At 37.8% G+C, this 21,567-nt stretch carries 22 protein-coding genes; 18 read left to right on the top strand and 4 right to left on the bottom strand.

Features of this window, described 5'->3' with window-relative positions; all coding sequences use genetic code 11:
* Positions 1-41: 41 nt before the first annotated feature.
* From mntR to RCJ93_RS12960, 6 genes are all read left to right on the top strand, one after another.
* Entirely contained in the window at positions 42-461 is a 420-nt protein-coding gene (mntR, locus tag RCJ93_RS12985) for a transcriptional regulator MntR (protein ID WP_066790320.1), read from the top strand.
* Positions 462-491: 30 nt separating this feature from the next.
* Positions 492-1,349 carry a CvfB family protein gene (locus RCJ93_RS12980; RefSeq protein ID WP_066790319.1) on the top strand — a complete coding sequence of 286 codons (858 nt, stop codon included), beginning with the start codon at positions 492-494 and terminating at the stop codon, positions 1,347-1,349.
* A gap of 131 nt (positions 1,350-1,480) precedes the next feature.
* Complete coding sequence (locus RCJ93_RS12975; RefSeq protein ID WP_066790317.1) at positions 1,481-2,416, top strand: DUF1002 domain-containing protein; 936 nt, start codon at positions 1,481-1,483, stop codon at positions 2,414-2,416.
* Between the two features lie 116 nt (positions 2,417-2,532).
* On the top strand, positions 2,533-2,814 hold the full coding sequence (locus tag RCJ93_RS12970) for a GNAT family N-acetyltransferase (RefSeq protein WP_147197106.1): 282 nt from the start codon (positions 2,533-2,535) through the stop codon (positions 2,812-2,814).
* Between the two features lie 192 nt (positions 2,815-3,006).
* Positions 3,007-3,474: a DUF4064 domain-containing protein gene (locus tag RCJ93_RS12965; RefSeq protein WP_446739227.1), complete on the top strand. Its 468-nt coding sequence runs from the start codon at positions 3,007-3,009 to the stop codon at positions 3,472-3,474.
* A 225-nt stretch (positions 3,475-3,699) separates the two neighbouring features.
* Positions 3,700-4,038, top strand: a complete 339-nt coding sequence (locus tag RCJ93_RS12960; protein ID WP_223823624.1) for a hypothetical protein — start codon at positions 3,700-3,702, stop codon at positions 4,036-4,038.
* 44 nt (positions 4,039-4,082) lie between these two features.
* Here RCJ93_RS12960 and RCJ93_RS12955 read toward each other — a convergent pair whose 3' ends face one another.
* Positions 4,083-4,733 carry a LytTR family DNA-binding domain-containing protein gene (locus tag RCJ93_RS12955; protein ID WP_066790308.1) on the bottom strand — a complete coding sequence of 217 codons (651 nt, stop codon included), beginning with the start codon at positions 4,731-4,733 and terminating at the stop codon, positions 4,083-4,085.
* A gap of 473 nt (positions 4,734-5,206) precedes the next feature.
* Between RCJ93_RS12955 and RCJ93_RS12950 the strand changes: the two genes are divergently transcribed.
* The 4 genes from RCJ93_RS12950 (at position 5,207) to RCJ93_RS12935 (ending at position 8,153) form a co-directional block, all read left to right on the top strand.
* Positions 5,207-5,992 (top strand): helix-turn-helix transcriptional regulator, encoded by a 786-nt coding sequence (locus tag RCJ93_RS12950; protein ID WP_066790306.1) that lies wholly within the window; start codon positions 5,207-5,209, stop codon positions 5,990-5,992.
* A gap of 105 nt (positions 5,993-6,097) precedes the next feature.
* Positions 6,098-6,946 (top strand): membrane protein insertase YidC, encoded by an 849-nt coding sequence (gene yidC / locus RCJ93_RS12945; RefSeq protein ID WP_066790304.1) that lies wholly within the window; start codon positions 6,098-6,100, stop codon positions 6,944-6,946.
* 176 nt (positions 6,947-7,122) lie between these two features.
* Positions 7,123-7,368 (top strand): hypothetical protein, encoded by a 246-nt coding sequence (locus RCJ93_RS12940; RefSeq protein ID WP_066790302.1) that lies wholly within the window; start codon positions 7,123-7,125, stop codon positions 7,366-7,368.
* A 41-nt stretch (positions 7,369-7,409) separates the two neighbouring features.
* On the top strand, positions 7,410-8,153 hold the full coding sequence (locus tag RCJ93_RS12935) for a M15 family metallopeptidase (RefSeq protein ID WP_446739226.1): 744 nt from the start codon (positions 7,410-7,412) through the stop codon (positions 8,151-8,153).
* A gap of 82 nt (positions 8,154-8,235) precedes the next feature.
* On the opposite strand, the gene cls is transcribed toward RCJ93_RS12935, so the two are convergent.
* A complete protein-coding gene (cls, locus tag RCJ93_RS12930; RefSeq protein WP_446739225.1) occupies positions 8,236-9,693 on the bottom strand; it encodes a cardiolipin synthase in 1,458 nt (485 codons plus the stop codon).
* 233 nt (positions 9,694-9,926) lie between these two features.
* Between cls and RCJ93_RS12925 the strand changes: the two genes are divergently transcribed.
* Positions 9,927-11,318, top strand: a complete 1,392-nt coding sequence (locus RCJ93_RS12925; RefSeq protein ID WP_066790298.1) for an L-cystine transporter — start codon at positions 9,927-9,929, stop codon at positions 11,316-11,318.
* An 89-nt stretch (positions 11,319-11,407) separates the two neighbouring features.
* Here RCJ93_RS12925 and RCJ93_RS12920 read toward each other — a convergent pair whose 3' ends face one another.
* Positions 11,408-12,577 carry an MFS transporter gene (locus tag RCJ93_RS12920; protein WP_446739224.1) on the bottom strand — a complete coding sequence of 390 codons (1,170 nt, stop codon included), beginning with the start codon at positions 12,575-12,577 and terminating at the stop codon, positions 11,408-11,410.
* Between the two features lie 245 nt (positions 12,578-12,822).
* Here RCJ93_RS12920 and RCJ93_RS12915 point away from each other — a divergent pair, with 245 nt between their 5' ends.
* On the top strand, positions 12,823-13,113 hold the full coding sequence (locus RCJ93_RS12915; RefSeq protein WP_147197123.1) for a hypothetical protein: 291 nt from the start codon (positions 12,823-12,825) through the stop codon (positions 13,111-13,113).
* A gap of 292 nt (positions 13,114-13,405) precedes the next feature.
* The gene (locus RCJ93_RS12910) at positions 13,406-13,543 is read left to right on the top strand and encodes an Lmo0850 family protein (protein WP_173668485.1); all 138 of its coding nucleotides are present in this window, start codon (positions 13,406-13,408) and stop codon (positions 13,541-13,543) included.
* A gap of 159 nt (positions 13,544-13,702) precedes the next feature.
* Here RCJ93_RS12910 and rodA read toward each other — a convergent pair whose 3' ends face one another.
* On the bottom strand, positions 13,703-14,896 hold the full coding sequence (rodA, locus tag RCJ93_RS12905) for a rod shape-determining protein RodA (RefSeq protein WP_147197125.1): 1,194 nt from the start codon (positions 14,894-14,896) through the stop codon (positions 13,703-13,705).
* Positions 14,897-15,222: 326 nt separating this feature from the next.
* Here rodA and RCJ93_RS12900 point away from each other — a divergent pair, with 326 nt between their 5' ends.
* The 5 genes from RCJ93_RS12900 to RCJ93_RS12880 all read left to right on the top strand — a co-directional run bounded on the left by RCJ93_RS12900 (position 15,223) and on the right by RCJ93_RS12880 (position 21,452).
* A complete protein-coding gene (locus RCJ93_RS12900; protein WP_446739291.1) occupies positions 15,223-15,981 on the top strand; it encodes a hypothetical protein in 759 nt (252 codons plus the stop codon).
* A gap of 258 nt (positions 15,982-16,239) precedes the next feature.
* The gene (locus RCJ93_RS12895; protein WP_446739223.1) at positions 16,240-17,307 is read left to right on the top strand and encodes a D-alanine--D-alanine ligase; all 1,068 of its coding nucleotides are present in this window, start codon (positions 16,240-16,242) and stop codon (positions 17,305-17,307) included.
* A 22-nt stretch (positions 17,308-17,329) separates the two neighbouring features.
* Positions 17,330-18,703 carry a UDP-N-acetylmuramoyl-tripeptide--D-alanyl-D-alanine ligase gene (locus RCJ93_RS12890; protein ID WP_150285412.1) on the top strand — a complete coding sequence of 458 codons (1,374 nt, stop codon included), beginning with the start codon at positions 17,330-17,332 and terminating at the stop codon, positions 18,701-18,703.
* Between the two features lie 178 nt (positions 18,704-18,881).
* The gene (locus RCJ93_RS12885) at positions 18,882-19,577 is read left to right on the top strand and encodes an alpha/beta hydrolase (protein ID WP_066790289.1); all 696 of its coding nucleotides are present in this window, start codon (positions 18,882-18,884) and stop codon (positions 19,575-19,577) included.
* A 345-nt stretch (positions 19,578-19,922) separates the two neighbouring features.
* Positions 19,923-21,452 (top strand): DEAD/DEAH box helicase, encoded by a 1,530-nt coding sequence (locus tag RCJ93_RS12880; protein WP_150285411.1) that lies wholly within the window; start codon positions 19,923-19,925, stop codon positions 21,450-21,452.
* Positions 21,453-21,567: the final 115 nt, after the last annotated feature.

Here is a 21,567-nt window from a genome sequence, read left to right as displayed (position 1 = left end):
AGTAAACTAGAGAGATAGATACTGAAAGAGAGGGTAAAAGGATGCCGACACCGAGTATGGAGGATCACATCGAACAAATCTATTTGCTAATTGACCAAAAAGGATATGCGCGTGTATCGGACATCGCGGAAGCATTGTCAGTTCTTCCTTCTTCTGTTACCAAAATGGTTCAAAAACTTGATAAAGATGGTTATCTAATATACGAACGATATAGAGGCTTATCTTTGACGCCGAAAGGGTTAAAGCTAGGAAAGCGCCTAGTGGAAAGGCATAGCTTGCTTGAAGATTTTTTGCGGTTGATTGGTGTAGAGGAAGAACGGATTTATGATGATGTGGAGGGAATCGAACATCATTTGAGCTGGAATTCAATCGAATGCATTGCAGATTTAAATCAAGTATTAGAAGAAAACCCTGAATTCATTCAAAAGCTGAAAGACTTAAAGACCAGCCCAGCAGAATGATTTCCTAATTAAAGAGAGGAGTTAGAATAGGTGGCATCACTACAATCTGGAGACGTTGTAAAATTAGTAGTAAAAGAACAGCGCGGATCTCAATATATCTTAACTAATGACGAAATAGAAATTCCTTTGAATGCATCTGAAACAACGACAGAGTTAAAGGTAAATGAGAAGGTAGAAGTATTTCTTTTCGCTGACCGAAGAGGGAATTTAGCTGCAACGCTTGCCATTCCGCATATTCGCAAAGAAGAATACGGATGGGCACGTGTACTACATGTTAAAGACCGTGAAGGGGCTTATGTTGATATTGGCACATCACGAGAGGTATTAGTTCCTGCTGAAGACTTGCCGAAGTTAAAGCCATTATGGCCAGAGCCGGGCAATCATATATATATCACTTTGCGAACTGATCGTGAAGGAGGGCTTTTTGGCCGTTTGATCACAGAAGAGAAAGTATTGGAAATGTATGAGGATGCTGAACCAGAGCTATTCAACCAAAATATCCTTGCACGTCCATATCGCTTATTACCAGTCGGTACATTTTTACTTGGCGTTGATAAGCCATACCGTATCTTTGTTCATGAATCTGAACGGAAGAAAGAGCCGCGCCTTGGAGCAGATATCTCTGTTCGTGTGATTGAGGTAAAAGAAGATGGGACGATCAATGCTTCCATGCTGCCACGTGTCCATGAAAGATTATCAGAGGATGCAGAAGAGGTCTATAAATATCTGCAAGAAGTAGGCGGGAAAATGCCATTTAGCGATAAATCTTCACCTGAAGAAGTCAAAGAAATGTTTAACATGAGCAAGGGTGCATTTAAACGTGCATTAGGCACACTGATGAAAAGTGGCCGTGTGACACAAGAAGATGGCTGGACCATTATAAAGTAATAGCAATAGAGCAAAAAGGTTCGGTGGCCAACCCAGAAACTTTTTGCTCTTTTTAGCGTATTATTAGTAGGCCTCATTGTAAGAAAATGAGGGTAAGAAGTGGATACAAACCAATTGGAGGAGGAACAATAATGAAAAAACAACTTGTAGCTGTTTTGGCAGCATTCTGTTTGACTACTGCTATCGCAACACCGATTAAAAGTTATGCCAGCACAAGTACAACAGATTCATCGGGTGAAGTTGTCAATGAAAAATTAGGGGATCCTATTGTCGTTTATGGCGGGAGCCTTTCAGATAGTGAAAAAGCGAGCGTAAAGAGTAGTTTAGGGGTTTCCGGCAATTCCGGTATAAAAGAAATTACAATTACCGGTGCGGATATTGCTAAATATATTGAAAATGGGAATGCAAGTGCACGCCTATATTCTTCTGCAAAAATTACGCCTAAAAATGAGGGCAGCGGACTAGTTATTAATATTGTAACACCAGAAAATATCACTGAAGTCACTTCTGATATGTATTCTAACGCAATGTTGACTGCAGGTATCGAAGACGCAACAGTTGAAGTAGCGGCACCTAAAAAGGTAACAGGCCACTCTGCTTTGGCTGGAATCTACAAAGCGTATGAAGTTACAACAGGTAAAAAATTAGATCCTGAACGGACAGATGTAGCCAACCAAGAACTTTCTGTAGCAACGGATATTGCCCAAAATTCCAATGTGGACGATAAAAAGGTTGGAGAATTATTAACAGAAATCAAAAAGCAAATTGCAGAGCAAAAACCAGCTACAAAAGAAGATGTAGCTAAAATTGTCGATGAACAACTGAAAAAATTAGAAATCAGTTTAAGCGATAAAGACCGTCAATTGCTAATCGACTTGATGAACAAAATTAGTAATCTCGATATCAATTTTGGCAAATGGTCATCTCAATTAAATGATTTAAGCGGTAATATAAAAGATAAATTGTCTAAAATCAATGATGATATAAAAAATGACACAGGATTCTGGGCAAGTGTTAAAAATTTCTTTAAAAAAATCATTGATGGTATCAGCGGCCTATTTGGTTAGAAAATGGTTGTTGGTCGAACATTCCCCCCATTGGACGAGAGATGTATGATTTGGGCAAAATAGCAAAGGGTAATAGAAAGAGTGTGCTACACTATTTATTACAGGGGGTGTTATTCATGGATTTCCAATTAAACAACCGTGGAAGTGAAGGATATGCATTTGAATATAAAGAAGACGGTCAAGTGTTAGCAGAGCTAACATGGACGCAGCTTGGAGATATTATGGTAGTTGACCATACATTTGTAGATCCATCTTTGCGCGGACAGGGTTTGGCAGTTAAGCTGCTGGATCGTGCTGCAGAATATGCACGTGAGAAAGATTATAAAATCGAGGCTGTTTGCTCATTCGTACTGAAGGCCTTCAGCTCAACCGATAAGTATGATGATATTAAAGCATAAAAGAATACGATAACTGATTAGCCGATTTGCGGGTAGATACTATCTGCAAATTGGCTTTTTCGTCGTGGAAAGTTAAACATACATGAATCTTTTCCATAATTGGATACGTATACTACTATGAAGTGAGACTTCACTTAGTGAGAAGCTTTCTTCTTACTTGAGTGTCAATGAAACTAAATATGAGGTGTATACATGAAAAGAACAGGAGAATTAGTTTTCGGCATTATTGGATCGCTCTTTAATTTGATTGCCATCTCTTTTGTGGGCTTACTCGTCGTCTCAATGTCAAGTGTTTCAGTCAACGAGCAATTCCAGAATGAACTTGTAACGGAGATGGAGAAAAACTATGCTAATAATCCGAATCTACAGGATATTGATCCACAAAGTTTTGCAGATACGGTAGTAGCGTTCACCGATGGTTTTGGACCATTCGGTTGGTTTTTCATTATCTGCTTTGTCATTAGCTTGGTATTAGGAATTGTAGCGTGTATTCAAGCATATAAAGCAAAGAACAAAAAAGCCAATATGGCAGGGTGGCTCTTTATCGTGGCTGCTATCTTTGCGGGCATTATTTCCTTTACTTCTTTCGCTTATTATATTGCAGCAATCATTTGCTTTGTCCGCAAACCGAAAACAGAAAATCAAACGCTTGTTAACTAATGGGAGGCCCTATCACAATCCAAACAGATAGGGCTCTTTAACTGTTAGGGAAAGTGCGTATGTTTTTTGCCTGTCAGTTTAGAAGAAATATGTATAGTTTTTTCAATGGTTGCAGATGATGTGGGGAGAAGCCATTCAAAAATTATGATTGAAAAGGTGTAGGATTTTTAAAAAAGGGTATAGTTATCCTAGAACAAATTGATATAACGGGAGGAAATGATGAACATGGGAAAAAGTAAATCATTATTACTAGCAGGATTAGCGGCAGGAGCGTACGCTTATTTCCGTAAGAAAGAAAACCGCGACAAAGCAATGGAGGCCTTCAACTCAACAAAGGATAAAGTAAATGAGTTTGTAGACAAAAACTTCTCTTCTTCCCCAGATGTAAAAGAAGATGCTGTAAGAACAACTACTGGTGATGGACATACAGATCCAGAACTTACGTATGATGAAGAAGATAGCAAAATGACATATGAAGGTTCAACAATGACAAGCATCAACTATGAAAATGCTGAACAAGATGATAAATTAAACGGCGTTAAGCCTCCTGAAGAAAATAAATAAATAAAAAAAGAGTTGTCTTTGTGACAACTCTTTTTTATGTGTTTTTAGAATCCTAAAGACCGGCGGAAGTAGCTAGCATAGCGCTGACTCACAGGTATCCGAGTTCCGTCTTTCATTATTAATAAGAAAGTGGAATGCGAATCGGGTTGAATTTCTTCGATATAATCAATGTTAACAATATAAGAGCGATGGCAACGTATAAAAGTATCAGGAGATAAGAACAATTCCAAATCGCTTAAGTTTAATCGATGGTATCCTTCTTTTTGGATTGATTTAACGTATGTTTTACGTAGCTGTGTTTCTAAGTAGATCACATTTTCATGTTTGACAGGATACCAGCAATCATCAACTTTAATGGTAATGTAATTAGTTAAAAAAGGAGAAGGTTTTTGTGGGAAAATAGCTGTAATTGCACCTTTTGTCTCCCCTTCTTCCATTAAAGGGATACTCATGCCATAGTAAGGTACGCCAAATACGTCTGATTCGATAAAAGAATTAATTTTTTGACCGTAGCTTAGTGCCTTGCGAGTAGCAGAGCCCTCAGGAATGTCATCGCCCGGCTTAATTTTCAAATCAATCTTTTTGCTTGGTTGATAATAGATATATTTTTCTGTATCTGAAATAACTATTGATGTGTTGTCAGGGAAAAATTCCTTTATAACTTCTATCAATTCCTCGATAGACTTTGGATCCATGAATACCTACCTCGTTTCTTTGCATTCATCATAATACAGTACTCCCTATAAAACATAGGATGATTAAGCACTGTTATAATTATTCTCTTCACATATTATGACACAATTCTATTTTTGAAAATACTCCTTCGCGAAAAATTGTTGGTTTTTACACTGCTTATATTGGAGAAATAAGAACGGTATATTTATAGTCGATTAAAACGAGATAAAAAATAGTAATGAATAGGGCAGAACTTTTAATTCTTTTAACTACAACACCCAAAGGGGGACTCTTGCACCAATATAGCTATAATTTGGCTAATTTCCTTAAATGTATTTTTTATAAGAACTAGTACCCAATTTTTAAAAGAACCAATTTACTCAAATTTTCTTTAAGATTGGGTAATAAAACTATTTTCATATTACCATTTTCGTTATATAGTAAGATTAACGTGATAAAATACTGTGTAATTTTATAGAAAGATGGGGAGTTTATGCTGCAAAAACAATATTCCATTTCAGAAACAATCTCGAAAAAGTACTTTGAAGAAATTGAAATTATAGAAAACTACGAAGGCATAGAAGAGTTTTTTGAAATAGAAGCACAACTTTTAAGGCAGATTTACCAATTAGAGTTAAATGAGGCAAGGGCATCACTGCGCCAACTAATAGATATTTTAGCTATACGAGCTGGGAAAGACTTCATCCGTTCAGTAAGGCATTACTTTGTCATTTTATCATCTGTTGTCACAAGAAAATTACTTGAAAACCAAGCACCATCAAAGAAAGTGTTTGCGTTTAACACAGCATGTATACAAATGATCGATAAACAGATGAAAGATGCAGAATTCCTGCAATTTGCGGATGATTTAATAGAATTTTATATCTATGTCATCTCAGAAAGAAAACAACCATCCTATAGACACCAAACAGTAAATAAAGTCATTATGTACATAGATGATGAAGTCGAATCGGACTTTTCAGTCGAAGACATCGCCATGTATTTTTCAATTAGCACAAGCCATTTATCACGTATTTTTAAAGAGCATGTTGGCATTACTTTAGTAGAGTATTTAAATGTTCGAAGAGTGGAAGAATCTCAATATTATCTAAGGCATACGAACAAAAGCATATCTGAAATATCAGATCAATTCCATTTTTGCAATCAAAGCTATTACACACGTATTTTTAAAAAATATGTTGGTTGTACACCGAAGCATTTTAGAGACAAGCCTGAAGAAGAATATTACCGTTATAAATTACCAGAAAGACTATTATAATTTGAAATCGTTACATATATATTGAATAAACACAATTTTGATTTGATTAGTATCCTCTATATAATGTATACTTCACTATAGCTTGAGAAATTGTAGGTGAATATATTGAAGAAGAAACTTTGGTTAGTTTCAATGGTCGGTCTTGCTCCATTTTTGCTAGCTGGCTGTAGTTCAGTGCAAAATAAAGAAGGCTTTTTCTATAGTACATTTGTAAAACCGATGGATTTCTTGCTAGACTTTATTGGGAACTCCCTTTTTAATGGGAACTATGGCGCAGCGATTATCATAATTACTGTGTTAATCCGTTTTATACTAATGCCTTTCATGTTGAAGAACTATAAAAATCAGCAAGGCATGAAAGAAAAAATGGATCAATTGAAACCCGAAATGGACGAGATCCAAAAAAAATTAAAAGCCACCAAGTCAAAAGAAGAACAAATGGCTTTACAACAAGAAATGATGGGATTGTACAAAAAGTACAATGTAAACCCGTTGAATATGGGCTGTTTACCTGTCATTATCCAAATGCCGATTATTATGGGCTTATACTACTCCATTCGTTATTCGTCTGAAGTACAAGCGCACCATTTTTTATGGTTTAAGCTTGGAGACCCAGATATTGTTATGACACTTATTGCTGGTGCTGTTTACTTTGTACAAGCACAAGTTTCATTATGGACAGTGCCTGAGCAACAAAAAGCACAGATGAAGATTATGATGTACATTTCTCCAATTATGATCATGTTCATCTCGTACTCTAGTATGGCTGCACTTCCTTTATATTGGTCTGTCAGTGGTGCTTTATTGATTTTCCAAACATATCTTGGACGTAAATTTTACTCTCAACATCCAGAGAAAGCAGTTGAAAAAACCGCTGTCCCTGATTCGGATAGAAAATTGACTCCTGCAGAAAAGCAGGCTGCGAAATCAGCAAAGAAAAAATCAAAAAAATAAAGTAACGATGCAAGAGTTATAATCATCGACTTGAGTGTTCGTGAACGATTCAAAGCATTTTCAGGTAGAAGCTCTATCTTTTGTGATATGGATCTTGCTACTTTTGAATGCAGTATAAACTTCTAAATCGAGGCGAATTTTGCCTCGATTTTTAATTGGTTAAGGGAGGCAACATATTGAGTTCGAAAGCACTAACAGGTGTACTTGTAGCGCTTACAAGTATTTTGGCTGTTATTTTTATTATTCGTCAAAACTTTGATTTGGCAGTTCTTTTCATTTCATTGATGTTTACGATTACAAACTCCTTCCGTGCAAAGGATATGGCAAGGCAAGGGTATACAAAAGAAGCGAAGTGGATGAAAGGGACGGCTATATTTTTTGGAATCGCTACGCTTGTTGTATTAGCGCTGATTCTTTTTTAAAATGATGTAGTCAGCAGTTTTAAATATAAGAGGTGTAAGCAGTGATTAAAAAACATGTTAAGAAATCTTCATTTGCATTCCTGTCGATGGCGGCGCTTGCCGGCAGTATATTAGCAGGATGCAATGATATAAAACAAGAGCCATCTGACAAACCTGTTCAAAAGGAAGTATCTCATGATCCAGCAACAGAAAAGAAAAAGACTAAAATCACAGACGAGAAAGTAGATGCAGGGGGCTATATCATTGGCAAGAAATTGCCTAAAAAAGCCACGTATATGCAAGGGTTTTTGGTCGCAAGTAAGCAATATCCTTTGCCTGCAAGCTATGCGCCAGGAGAGAATCCGGAGGCTAGAGATGCATTTAATAAGCTAAATGCTGCAGCTTCATTGGATGGCTTTCATTTTGATGCATTCAGCACTTATCGGTCATATGATCGTCAAGTAGAGCTATATAATGCGTATGTTAAGCGCGATGGTAAGAAAGCAGCCGATCGGTATAGTGCTCGACCGGGTTATTCAGAGCATCAAACGGGTTTAGCATTCGATATTGGTGAAGTAGGAAATGAAGCAGCCTATGCAGATAATGCATTCGGTAAAACAGAAGCAGGCAAATGGCTTGCAAAAAATGCACATAAATATGGTTTTATTATGCGTTATCCAAAAGGTAAAGAAACTGTTACAGGTTATATGCATGAATCATGGCATTTCCGTTATGTAGGTCCGAAGGCTGCGAAAGAAATTTATAAAAAGAATGAGACCTTAGAAGAATATCTTGGTATTAAATAAATAGTAAAAGAAAAAGCTTAAAGCAAGTTACTTGCTTTAAGCTTTTTCTATAGGGAGTATCCCGTAAATCCTGATTATCATTTTATAATATTGGAGATAATAATCGTGAAATTGATTCTTTCATCTTAATAGTCCGTGAACGGTTATCGTATAACTCTTGTGTAAGCTCTGTAGAAAGTAGCATGTCTTTTTCGAATAGCTCCGCAAGCTTATGAGATGTCTCGCGGTGATAGATAAAGGCATTTACTTCAAAGTTTAGCTTAAAGCTACGGAAATCTATATTGGCTGTTCCTACTGTCGATGCTTCATCATCAATCACAATCATCTTAGTGTGCAAGAATCCATTTTCATAAATATATATTCTGGCTCCGGCTTTCAATAGCTGTCCGACATAGGAGTAAGTTGCCCAGTACACAAACATATGGTCTGGTTTGTTAGGGATCATAATCCGGACATCTATACCTGATAAACAAGCAATTCGGACGGCATCCATAAAGCTGTCATCCGGAATGAAATAGGGTGTTTGGATGTAAATGTACTTTTGGGCCATGCCGATTAATTTAAGGTAGGCATTCTTAATTTGTTCCCATTCAGAGTCGGGACCGCTTGAAACAATTTGAATACTGACTTCTCCTTTACGCGTAATAGCAGGGAAGTAGTGATCCGCATATTGAATATCTTTTGTGTTGGAGGCTTGATTCCAATCCAAAAGGAATCTTGTTTGCATAGGATGTACAGAACTACCTTCAAGTCGCAGATGTGTATCTCGCCAATAACCAAACTTCTTCTTTAAACCAAGATATTCATCACCCACATTAAAACCACCGATATAACCAACGCGCCCATCAATAATTACAAGCTTACGGTGATTCCGATAATTCATGCGCGGATTAATCAGTGGTAAGATGGAAGGGAAAAATACCTCAACCTCACCGCCTGCATCGATAAGTTCTTGGAAATGCTTTACATGCACACCTCTAGAGCCCATTTCATCATACAGTAACCTTACATGCACGCCTTGCTTCGCTTTCTTGGTAAGCTCCTTTACAATTTTGGTGCCTAGCCGATCAACGCGAAAAATATAATATTGAATATGAATATGATGTTTTGCAGATTCTATGTCTTCAAGCAATGCCTTGAATTTCTCCTCACCATCATTAAAAATTGTGACAGCATTGTCTTGCGTCAAAACCGCATGGTTGGTCGTTAAATTCATAAAAATCAACTCTTTGAAGTGCGCTGCGTCATCAAGACGAAACTCAAATGTATTATCTTGGATCGCTTCCATTTGATATTCAATTAATTGATCAATCCCAATTTTCTTGCGTCCTTCCCATCTGAAAAGATGTTTCTTGCGGAGCTGCCTGCCCAATAATATATAAAGGATAAATCCAGCGACAGGCAAAAAGAAAAGAACAAGAATCCACGCCCAAGTTGACGTAGGCTCTTTTCTTTCTAAAAAAATGATAATAGCTGCTAGCAGGATGTTGGATACTAAAATAATGGAAACAATTAGGGAAGTTAAATTCGCTGTATCCATTTAGTAGTCACCTTCTTCCGTGTACTTCTCTTTAGTATAGCCTATATAATACCGAATTCAACTGGATAAAGAAACAAACATTACTTTCCTGTTTCGAAACGGTTAAATTCAATTTTCATTTTATTTAACAGGAGATTAAGATGTTTTAAAAAGTTTGAGTAAACCTACTTGACTAATAGGTTTTCTTGTTTTAATCTAAGAATACAATTTTTATAGAATGGGGTTGTGAAGGGTTGAATACCTTTTTAATAATAATAAACGTGATAGTCCTGCTATTGCTGATTGGCTTGCTTATTTATATGAATAAAAAGCATGTCTCATTTTCTAAACGTGTATTTACAGGTTTAGGAATAGGTATCGTATTTGGGCTATTCTTGCACTTTGTTTATGGTCCAACGACAGATGTTGTCGTAAAAACAGTTGACTGGTTTAGCATTGTCGGAACAGGCTATGTGAAACTGTTACAAATGGTCGCTATGCCATTAGTATTTATTTCAATCATTTCAGCATTTACAAAAGTAGTTGCTGGTAAAAACTTCGGTAAAATTGCTGCTCTAATTTTATTTATATTAGTTGGAACTACAGCTATCGCCGCTTCAGTCGGAATAGCTTCAGCACTTGGTTTCCATCTTGATGCAACACAGCTTGTACAAGGTGATGCGGAACAAGCGCGTGGGACAGAAATTGTTCAAAAATCAGAAGACCTTGGCGATAAGTCAATGCCACAACAAATCATTGATCTGCTTCCTGCTAATCCATTTTTAGATTTAACAGGCGCTCGTTCTTCTTCAACGATTGCAGTAGTTATTTTTGCAGCATTCTTAGGCTTCGGCTATTTAGCTGTAAGACGTAAAGATGAGAAAACAGCTGACATGATTAAAACAGGTATAGATACAATCTATTCACTTATCATGCAAGTCGTAAAAATTGTCTTGCGTTTAACTCCTTTCGGGATTTTAGCAATTATGACATCGACTATTGCTACATCTGACTTTGGTGCTATATACAATATGGGTAAATTTGTTATCGCTTCGTATGTTGCGTTAGCAGTGATGTTTATTATCCATATGATCATCATTACTTTAACAGGTATGAGTCCTGTGACTTATATCAAAAAGGTATTGCCTACATTAGTGTTTGCTTTTAGTTCACGCTCTAGTGCTGGTACATTACCCCTCAATATTCAAACACAAACAAAACGTTTAGGTGTTTCTGAAGGGATTGCCAACTTTGCGGGTTCATTCGGTATCTCTATTGGCCAAAATGGCTGTGCTGGTGTTTATCCTGCGATGCTTGCCATCATGATTGCACCTAGTGCAGGAATTAATCCATTAGATCCTGGATTTATCCTTACACTAATCTTTGTAGTTGCCATTAGTTCATTCGGTGTGGCTGGTGTCGGCGGTGGTGCAACATTCGCAGCAATCATCGTATTGTCTGCTATGAACTTGCCTGTTGCATTAGCTGGTGTTTTAATTTCAGTAGAACCATTGATTGACATGGGGCGTACAGCATTAAATGTAAATGACTCTATGGTAGCTGGTGTAACAACAGCACGTATCACTGGTGAGCTAGACAAAGACGTTTACAATTCAAAAGAACAACAAGATTTAGCTGAAATTTAATGATATTAAGCTGCCTTCTCTTTATAGGGGAGAGCAGCTTTTTTTGTTGGCATAAAAGCCTTCAACCAAATGATTGAAGGCTTGATGTACTAACTTTGTTTTTGTTCCCGCAATGTTTTCTTGCTTGAACGATAAACAAGGAGTACGAGTATACTTACTAGTGCGAGCACGCCGGCTATATCGTAAACGAAATTTGCTTCTTTTGTTAAAACCCATGTGAAGAATAATGGGCCAATAATCCTTCCCATATTGTCCATGGAATAAGAAAGACCAGCAGCAGTGCCATATTTCCCGCCCGATTCTTTAGAGGAGAGAGACGTATTCAAGGTTCTAGCTAAAGCATTACCAGCAGTAAATACACAAAGCGCGAATCCTGCGAATGCAAGACTCTTGGTGAACGGGAATAACAATAAGCCGATTGCTGTGACGACTTGTGCACCCATAAGCCATTTGGTTTCTGTTCCATCTTTGATGTGGCGGACAAGACCGCCTTGTATTAAGAAATCAACAAAGCCACTGAACAAAAAGAGTGACCCTAACTGAGCAGGAGTAATTTGGATTTTTTCTATTTGGAATAATTGAAGTGTCGATTCAACGCCTGCTAGCAGGAATGTCACAATAAACGAGAAAATAAATAAATATCTCACGCGATATTGAAAAAGCATAGAGGTCCCTTTTGGTATAATTGCTCTTTTTGTAGCCTCACCTTGTCGAACAGGTTCACGCAATACAATGCTTGCGTAAATAAGTAACAGGATGAGAAGGATGCTAGATACAGTGAATGGCGTGCTTAAACTAATCTGTCCAAGCAACCCGCCCAAAGCCGGTCCAAAGATAAATCCAAGACCAATAGACATGCCCATAAAGCCCATATATTTGTTGCGGTTTTCTTCAGTCGACATATCGCCAATAAAACCAGTAACGGCCGTATAAAGAGCGCCTGAGAATAAACCGCCTATAATTCGGGAAATATAAAGCATGGTTAACGATTTCATAAATAATGCAATTAATATAAAGCTTGTACTAAATCCAAGCAAACCAATTAAAATTAGTTTTTTTCGTCCCATCTTGTCGCTTAGCATCCCCCATAAGGGAGCGGTAAAAAAGCTTGCAAGTGAATAAATGGTTAAAAGTCCGCCAACATGCATTTTGGCAAAGCCTTGATTTACTACTACTTCAGGCAAGACAGGTATGATCAAGCCGAATCCAAAATACACAAAAAACTGAACAGACATCAGTAAGAAGAGCGATTTTTTCATGTTAACCCAACTTTCTTTAAAGACATTCGATTCATCACCCAACCATTAGATTGAATAAATAGTGAAACGTTTCACCTATAATTTCTAGTATAAGGTGAACAACGGATGAATGCTAAGCCTAGCCATGAGAAGTAAGAAAATTTATCAGTTAAGTGCTATTTGCAAATTAAATTCATTGTTTATGAGGCCTTTCCTTTCGGGAATAGACATCATAAGAATAGGAAGATTTAAGGAGGAATAGAGTAATGGATATCACAGTAGTAGCAAAAATGAAAACAAATGACGGATCAGAAGGCATTTTAGACTTAAAGGAGCCAGTATTAGTTGAAATGGAATCTGCACGGGAATTCAAAGTGAAAAATGCCTTAGAGTATCTTGGCCATACGGATATTAAAGCCCAGTCGCTTGAAATGAATAAATATGTGGCCACAAGCGTATTTAATGGTGAGTCTTACCAAACGGAGATTTCATTTAGCTATGCCTTGCGGGCAAATGGGCAGTATTTTGAACTGCAGGAGTTAAAAGGAATGATATAAAGGGAGGGATAAAAGCTGTCTCCATTTAAGACAGCTTTTTTCTTCTAGATGTGTTTTAGAGACAGTTAAGAGGGGAATAATTATAATACATATAGAGATGGGTATCTAAGTTGGGAAGGTATCCTATAAAAAAATCATTAATTATGTAACAATATTGAAAAATTTAAAGGGTTTAAAAATGGTATTATAGAAATGAATATATAGAAGCTTATTTGGTTAATTTAAAGTGGAGAAGCAACTTTTTAAAAACAGCTTCGTCAATGAATATAAGTAAAAAGAAGAGGTGGAAAGAATGTCAAGAGATGTAGATATCACAAAAATTATTTCAAATTTATCAAAACTTGGCGTAAAGGCGACTACTACAAAATCTCGCTTAGAATTATTAAAAGCATTAGCACCACCAAAATCATCTCCCCAAACGCAAAGCTAACTTAAGAGACATCCCAAACTTCGGCCCCATTACTAGTCGGAGTTTTTTAAAACGCTTCGGTCCAAAATGCATGTATACCGAACGCAAACAACCGATAGCGTTTTATTATACATAAAAACGCCTAAAGAGCTTTTAGATGCTCTCTAGGCGTTTTTTTAGTTAAAAGTCATCATCGTCATCATGATTGCCAAACATATATGTGCGATGGTGGAATTTCATGCTGAAGACCAAACCTAATGCTAAAGCATTCCCCATCATAGCACTCCCTCCATAACTAATGAATGGAAGAGGTATCCCTGTAATAGGCAGTACCTGTGTTGTCATGCCGATATTTTCAAAGACATGGAATGTAATCATAGCAATAATGCCTGCACACACATACGTACAAAACGGATCTTTCATTCGTAGTGTGAGTTTTGTTAGGTGGAAGATTAGGAAGAAGAACAAGCAAATGACAACACTTGCTCCGATAAAGCCAAACTCTTCACCGATGACACTAAAAATAAAATCGGTATGATTCTCTGGTACATATACTTCTTTATGCTTGAACCCTTTACCGAAGATTTCCCCAGAACCAATCGCATTCAACGATGCAATTAAATGGTAACCATCGCCGGATGAATACGAGTAAGGATCTAGCCAAGAATAGATACGTGCTAGTTGGTATGGGTCAAATTTTAGTTTGTGGATTAAGAAGTCCTGCATATTAATGGCCATCCACAAGAGTGAACCACCGACAACTGCTGCTATAGAGGCAACAGGTAGTATGATTTTCCACGGAATGCCGGCTACGATGATAACAGCGCTTGTGATAGCCAAAAATACAAGCGATGTACCAAGGTCAGGCTGTTTCATAATGAGACCAAGTGGCACCAATAGAACTAAGAAGATTTTCCCTAGTAAAATCATATCTGTTTTAAAAGTCTTTAAGGGATGCGAGTCATGGTGTTTGCTGACGGTCCTGGCTAGTGCAAGGATATAGAAGGTTTTCATAAACTCGGATGGCTGGATATCTGCAAAACCTAAATGGAACCAGCTTTTCGCTCCGTTTCGCGGTTCAGCGATTTGTCCAACGCCCCCTGGTGCTACCATTAAGACAATCAATACGAGGATACCGGCTCCATATAAATACCAAGCCATCTTTTTGTATTGGTCTGGGTCAAAGTACATCATGACTGCGACAATACAAGCGCCGACAAAATACCAAAAAAGCTGCTTTGGCACAAAGTTAGTGATATATTGGCCTGACATTTGGGCAGAGGAGATTGCCATCACGCTGACAATACAAAATAATATCAATATAAAAGCGAGCGTCCAGTCAAAACGATCGGAAAAATTTCTTTTTGAATTCATGATAGTCACCTATAGTAGTAGATTTGATACAAAAAAATATAGTGAAGCTTCAATCAATGGGCGCTTTTCTTTCTTTTTCCACCATTGATACTTGTGTTACCGATTTGAGTTGGTCATTTATACTAAGCCTACCAGTAAAAACTACCCTAGCCTATCAAATTTTAACCAATCTTTCAATGTGGAAATCTTTCTTTTGTTAAGTATCTGGCATGTCCAAAAAAGCCTCACTTCTCTTATTGTATCATGGCCTGTATAAAGTGAAACGAAAATACATCACAAATGTTTCAAAAATGTTTATTTCCTCTTATAATAGTATAGGAAACGAGGTGATCGACTTGGCAAAAAAAATGCGAGCTGCTGATGACTATTTACATCATCTATATGTACACAAGAATGAAATAAACCAATTTGCGATGTTGAGCGGTTTGACTTTCCGCGAATTTGTCTCTGCAGTCGGTCCGCTTCAAAATATTTTGCTGCTGAAGAATGAGTATGATGATGGTTCGTTCAACATGCATACGCGATTAGAGTTTGTGGAAGAGAAAAGTATACCGAAATTTGTAAAGAAGGCGATGGACTCTAAAAAAGACTTGTGCTGGATTGATTTCTCGGATGAACGTAAACTAAATCTACTAACTCCACAAGAACAAGCTGAATTGCTTTATATTGGACATAAAAAGGAAGCGATTCGTTCTCCTTTCTACCACCAATTGCAAAATAAATACGTTTATTTATCTTCCCAAGATGCAAAAACATCGAAAATTTATTTCCGTGACATGTCAGACTTAAGAAAACTTGTTACGCAAGTATTCAATAATATCATCCAGGAAAAAGAACGGACTAATTTTTGGAGACGAAAAACGGGGAATTTGATACCGATTATTAGAGAAGAATTGATGGGGAATTTCCGTGAAGATGTAGAAGATGGCGTATTGTTTTCGTTATACAAAATTGAAAAACCGAAGCTCTCCTATGTTTTGGAATTACGCTCACTTTCTGAAGAGTACTTTCCTGATGAAATATGGGATGATTTAAATAATTTATTGAAGAGAACTCCGGATAAGGTATTAGAAATACACAAATAGGAAATTGCCTGGACAGTTTTTAAAAACGCACACATTCCACCCATGTAAAAATGGATGAATCGTTGCATTATAAATCGCTTTTTTGAGATTCCTACATATCATAAGTAGGAATCTTTTGTTTTTTTACTGTATTATTACTTCAAAGTGCTATGATAGAAATATTAAATTACAGGGCGTATTAAATCATTTGTATTATTTTATGATGTAAATAAGTCGTGTTAAAATGGGAAGTAGAAAAAACTTGGAGGAATATAAAGAATGAAAAGAAAATTAGGCTTGTTATATGGTGGTAAATCAGCAGAACATGATGTGTCATTATCAACTGCCAAGGCTGTCATTCAAGCATTGAATTTTGATCAATATGATGTGTTTCCAATTTACATCACGCGCGAGGGAGAATGGCGAAAAGGCGCACAACTAACAATGCCTGTAGAAAATACGGATGACTTAGTATTCCAAAAGGATGGAAACGAAGAAAAACCCAATGATATATCAAGTTTCTTAGTATCAGATGAGAAACCGTTTGATGTAATTTTCCCTTTGCTTCACGGTACGAATGGTGAAGACGGTACTGTTCAAGGATTGCTAGAAGTATTGAATTTGCCTTACGTTGGCAATGGCGTTTTGGCTTCAGCGGCGGGTATGGATAAAGTCGTAATGAAACAATTATTCGAAGTAGCTGGTCTGCAACAAGTGCCATATGTGTACTTTATCCGTAAAGAATGGCAGAAGAAGCAAGAAGAACTGCTGAAAGAAATGGAAGATAAGCTCTCTTGGCCAATGTTTGTAAAACCTGCTAACTTAGGATCTAGTGTAGGTATCAGTAAGGCAACTAATCATGAAGAGCTAATCAAAGCAGTGGACCTTGCTTTAAAATATGACCGTAAAATTGTCGTAGAAACAGGCATTACTGCACGTGAAGTAGAGATGGCCGTACTGGGCAATGACGAACCAAAGGTATCTGTTCCAGGTGAAATTAAACCAGTCACAGATTTCTATGATTATGATTCCAAGTACAATGATAATCAAACAGATTTATTGATTCCAGCACCTGTATCAGATAACGTGATTGCTAATATGTCCGATATGGCTAAACGTGCATTCAAAATTATAGATTGTTCTGGACTTGTCCGTGCTGATTTCTTTGTGACAGCAGAGGATGAGATATATATTAACGAAATAAATACAATGCCCGGCTTTACGCCTGTCAGCATGTATCCAATTCTTTGGCAAAATACAAATCTCTCTTATAGCGATTTAATCGAAGAGTTGATTTCTTTAGCCATTGAACGCCATGAAGAAAAGCAACAACTTCAATACCAATAAAAAAGATTGAGTGTGATTTCTTGTGAAAAAAACATTGCAGCAAATTGCAGATTGGTTAGAACTTGACCAAAAAGTGGATGAACGTCTGGTGACTGGGGTATCCATCAATACACGTACATTAGAAGAAGGCGACTTGTTTATACCGTTTCGTGGCGAAAAAACAAACGGTCATAAATATGTAGCTCAAGCCTTTGAAAATGGCGCAGTAGCTTCTCTTTGGCAAAAAGATGAGCCGAATCCACCGCAAGATGTGCCATTGCTATTTGTAGAAGATCCAGAGAAAGCTTTACAGCAAATGGCGGTTAAATATCGCGGAGAACATCTGGCTACATTCATCGGCATTACTGGGTCGAATGGGAAAACATCTACCAAAGACCTTTTAGCTGGAACGCTCTCTCCCTACTTTAAAGTTCAAAAGACAGAAGGTAACTTTAATAACCAACTTGGCTTGCCATTAACAATCCTTTCTTTAGATGAGGATACACAGTTTGCTATTTTAGAAATGGGTATGGATGGCTACGGACAGATTGAATTTTTATCAAAAATGGCAAAGCCAATGTTCACTGTTATCACCAATATTGGTGAAGCGCATATGGAAGCGCTGGGTTCTCGAGAAGGTATCGCAAAAGCCAAATTTGAGATTATTCAAGGTCTCTTGCCAGAAGGAAAGCTATATTATGATGGCGATGAGCCCTTGCTACAGCAATTAGTGGCAAAAGAGGCGCATCTAAATACAAAATCCTTTGGTACCGGCCCATCCAATGACCTTCAGGTAAGCTGGATGGAGACAACAAAAGAAGGCAGTGTGTTCTGTGTAAAAGGAATGGTAGAAGGGGAGTTCTTTATTCCTGTTCTAGGCCAGCACCAAGTAAAGAACACGTTAGCCGCAATCTTGATTGCGCAGCAGGTTGGTTTAACTGACGAAGAAATTCGCAATTCTTTAGAAAATGTTTCTTTAACGAATATGCGGATGCAACTTGTAAATGGAGAACAGGGCACTTTATTTGTAAACGATGCCTATAATGCTGCTCCTACTTCAATGAAAGCTGCACTAGAATTCATGAAGACAACCACCATGCGCAAGGACAAATGGATTGTACTTGGCGACATGCTGGAGCTAGGCCAATTGGAACAGCAATACCATGAGGATTTAGCGGTGGAGATAGACTTGCAAGCCATACATCATATTTGTTTATATGGACCTCGCATGAAACATCTCTATGAAAAGCTGATAGCGCAGGTGCCAGCAGAACGTCTCATCTGGACAGAGCAGGATTATGAGCCAATTATCGAAAGTATCCGCTCACAAGCGGACGAACATTCGATCATTCTCCTAAAAGGTTCACGTGGCATGGCTTTAGAGCATATATTAAAAGCATTTACGAAAGAGGATTAAAGAGAAAGCGTTTAGGGAAGACTAATTTTCCTAGGCGTTTTTTTTATCTTATGTTCACTGAAATAAAACCTCCATCCGTCATTCATCGCCTTACGGATTTGAGGAGGAGGGAATACTGCCACCCCCGAATATCCTCCTTGTCAGCGGACAAAAGTCTCAACAATGAGGAGGAACGAATTTGAAAATCGGTGTCTTATGCTTGCACGGTTTTACAGGTGGACGACATGAAATCAAGACGTTTACTCAATATCTAGAACAACAAACAGATTGGATTCTCCATGTCCCCGTTTTATCTGGACACGGCGACAAACTTAATCTTAGTCACTATACAGCAGAGCATTGGTTAATGGATGCAGAAATAGCCTACAGACGATTGTATAAGAAAGTAGATATGGTCTACATAGTAGGCTTCTCTATGGGTGGGATTATCGCTATGTATTTGGCATTGCGTTATAAAGTTCAAGCTCTTGTTCTATTGAGTCCCGCAGCCAGATATATTCGCACTAAACAATTTGCGATTGATTTAAGTAAATTATTTATGGATACCCTTCATGGAGATTATGAAAAAAATGATTTTTTTCGGCTGTATGAAAAAAAGGTTATAGAGGTTCCCTTACATTCGGTGACAGAATTCACGCGCCTAGTACGTATAGTGTCGCCATATTATCACAAAATAAATACACCGGTTTGTTTTGTACAAGGTAAAAAAGATGAGCTTGTTCCATATGGCACAGCAACTTACCTATACCAAACTGTAGCAAGCAAAAAGAAAGAATTAATCTTCTCCCCTGAAGGAAAACATCTCATCTGTTACAGCGATGATACAAAAGAGTGGTTTCCAAAGGTGTTAGAGTTTATGAGAGGGTGTGTATAAATAAAAAAAGTATATAGAGTTTCATGTACGTTATAATTGCAAGAAAGTATTTACCGTGTTAGAATATTGAAAGCAATGGATACATTTTGTGCGGAGACTCTCCAAATGGATGGAGAGTACTTTTTTTTGAACATTACGGTTTATTCTACATTTATTATGAAATGTTTCAGAATTAAACCGCTCGGCAAAGACCGGGCTTTCCCTTTTTATATAAAATTCCTCTGCAAAAAGCAGAGATAGTATATGTAACGGAAACGTTCCTACCATAAAGGCTCGATTTGCCCTATATTCATCTGAAAATGTAACCATTTGTCAACTGCATAGCAAAGAAGGAGAATGAGAAGTTTGACAAATTTTTCAGAATTAAATATTAGCGCTTCTACACAAAGATCCCTTAAACGTATGGGATTTGAAGAAGCTACACCCATCCAAGAAGGTACTATTTCATACGCCCTAGAAGGACGCGACATTATCGGTCAAGCGCAAACAGGTACTGGTAAAACTGCTGCTTTCGGGATTCCGCTTATTGAAAAAGTTGACCCTAAAAATCCAGTCGTACAGGCTCTAATTATTGCCCCAACTCGCGAACTAGCGATTCAAAGCTCAGAAGAACTTTACAAAATTGGATATGACAAACGCGCTCGCATTCTTTCAGTATACGGAGGCCAAGATATCAGCCGCCAAATTCGCGCGCTTAAAAATAAACCTCAAATTATTGTAGGTACGCCTGGTCGTATTCTTGACCATATCAAACGCCGTACGCTAAAACTAGAAAACGTTGAAACACTTGTTTTAGACGAAGCGGACGAAATGTTAAACATGGGCTTCATTGAAGATATCAACACAATTTTAGAAAACGTGCCATCAGAACGCCAAACATTGTTGTTCTCTGCAACAATGCCAGCACCAATTCGTAAAATTGCGGAAACTTTCATGAAGGATCCAGAAATCGTTAAAATCAAATCAAAAGAAATGACAGTTGAAAATATCGATCAATACTTCGTGAAAGCACAAGAACGTGAAAAATTCGATGTTTTATCTCGTCTTTTGAATGTGCATCAACCGGAATTAGCTATTGTCTTTGGACGTACGAAACGCCGTGTAGATGAGCTAGCACATGCTTTAAATATCCGCGGTTATTTAGCAGAAGGCATTCATGGTGACTTGAGCCAAGCAAAACGTCTATCTGTACTGCGCCAGTTTAAAGAAAACAAAATTGACATTCTTGTAGCAACAGATGTTGCTGCTCGTGGTTTGGATATCTCAGGCGTAACACATGTGTACAACTTTGATATTCCACAAGATCCTGAAAGCTATGTTCACCGTATTGGACGTACTGGCCGTGCCGGCAAATCAGGCCTTGCTGTTACATTTGTGACACCACGTGAAATGGGTTATCTGCGCATCGTTGAAGAAACAACGAAAAAACGCATGACGCCACTAAAACCACCTACTGCTGATGAAGCGTTGGTTGGCCAACAAGCTCTTGCAGTGGAGCAATTAAAAGAACTAGTAGAGAAAAATCATCTAAGTGATTATAGAGCGATGGCAGAAGAACTGTTGACTACACATGATGCAGTTGATTTAATAGCTGCTGCTTTGAAATCTCTAACAAAAGAACCTGATGATACACCAATCAAAATTACTGAAGAACGTCCATTACCTATGCGTCGCACATCTTCTCGCGGCAATAGTAATGGTGGAGGTCGTAGTCAAGGTCGTGGCAATTACCGCGGCAATAGAAGCGGTAGCTCTCGCGGTGAACGCGGAGAACGCAGCGGCAGCGGTCGCCGCAGCGATCGTAGCAGCAGTAGCCGTCGTGAAGGTGGACGCCGTGATAGCGGACGTCGCCAACCTCGTCGTAGCGAAGACTAATATACAAGACATCTTGTTTCGAGCAATCGAAGCAAGATGTTTTTTTTATGAAACAAAAGCACCTATCATACCGTATAGTAGAAGTAGGTAAAAAGCGCGAAGATTAAAAGAAGGG

The organism is Rummeliibacillus sp. BSL5 (assembly GCF_052928305.1).
Note: the sequence above shows the minus strand (reverse complement) of the source record. Positions and strands in the feature narration are given on the sequence as shown.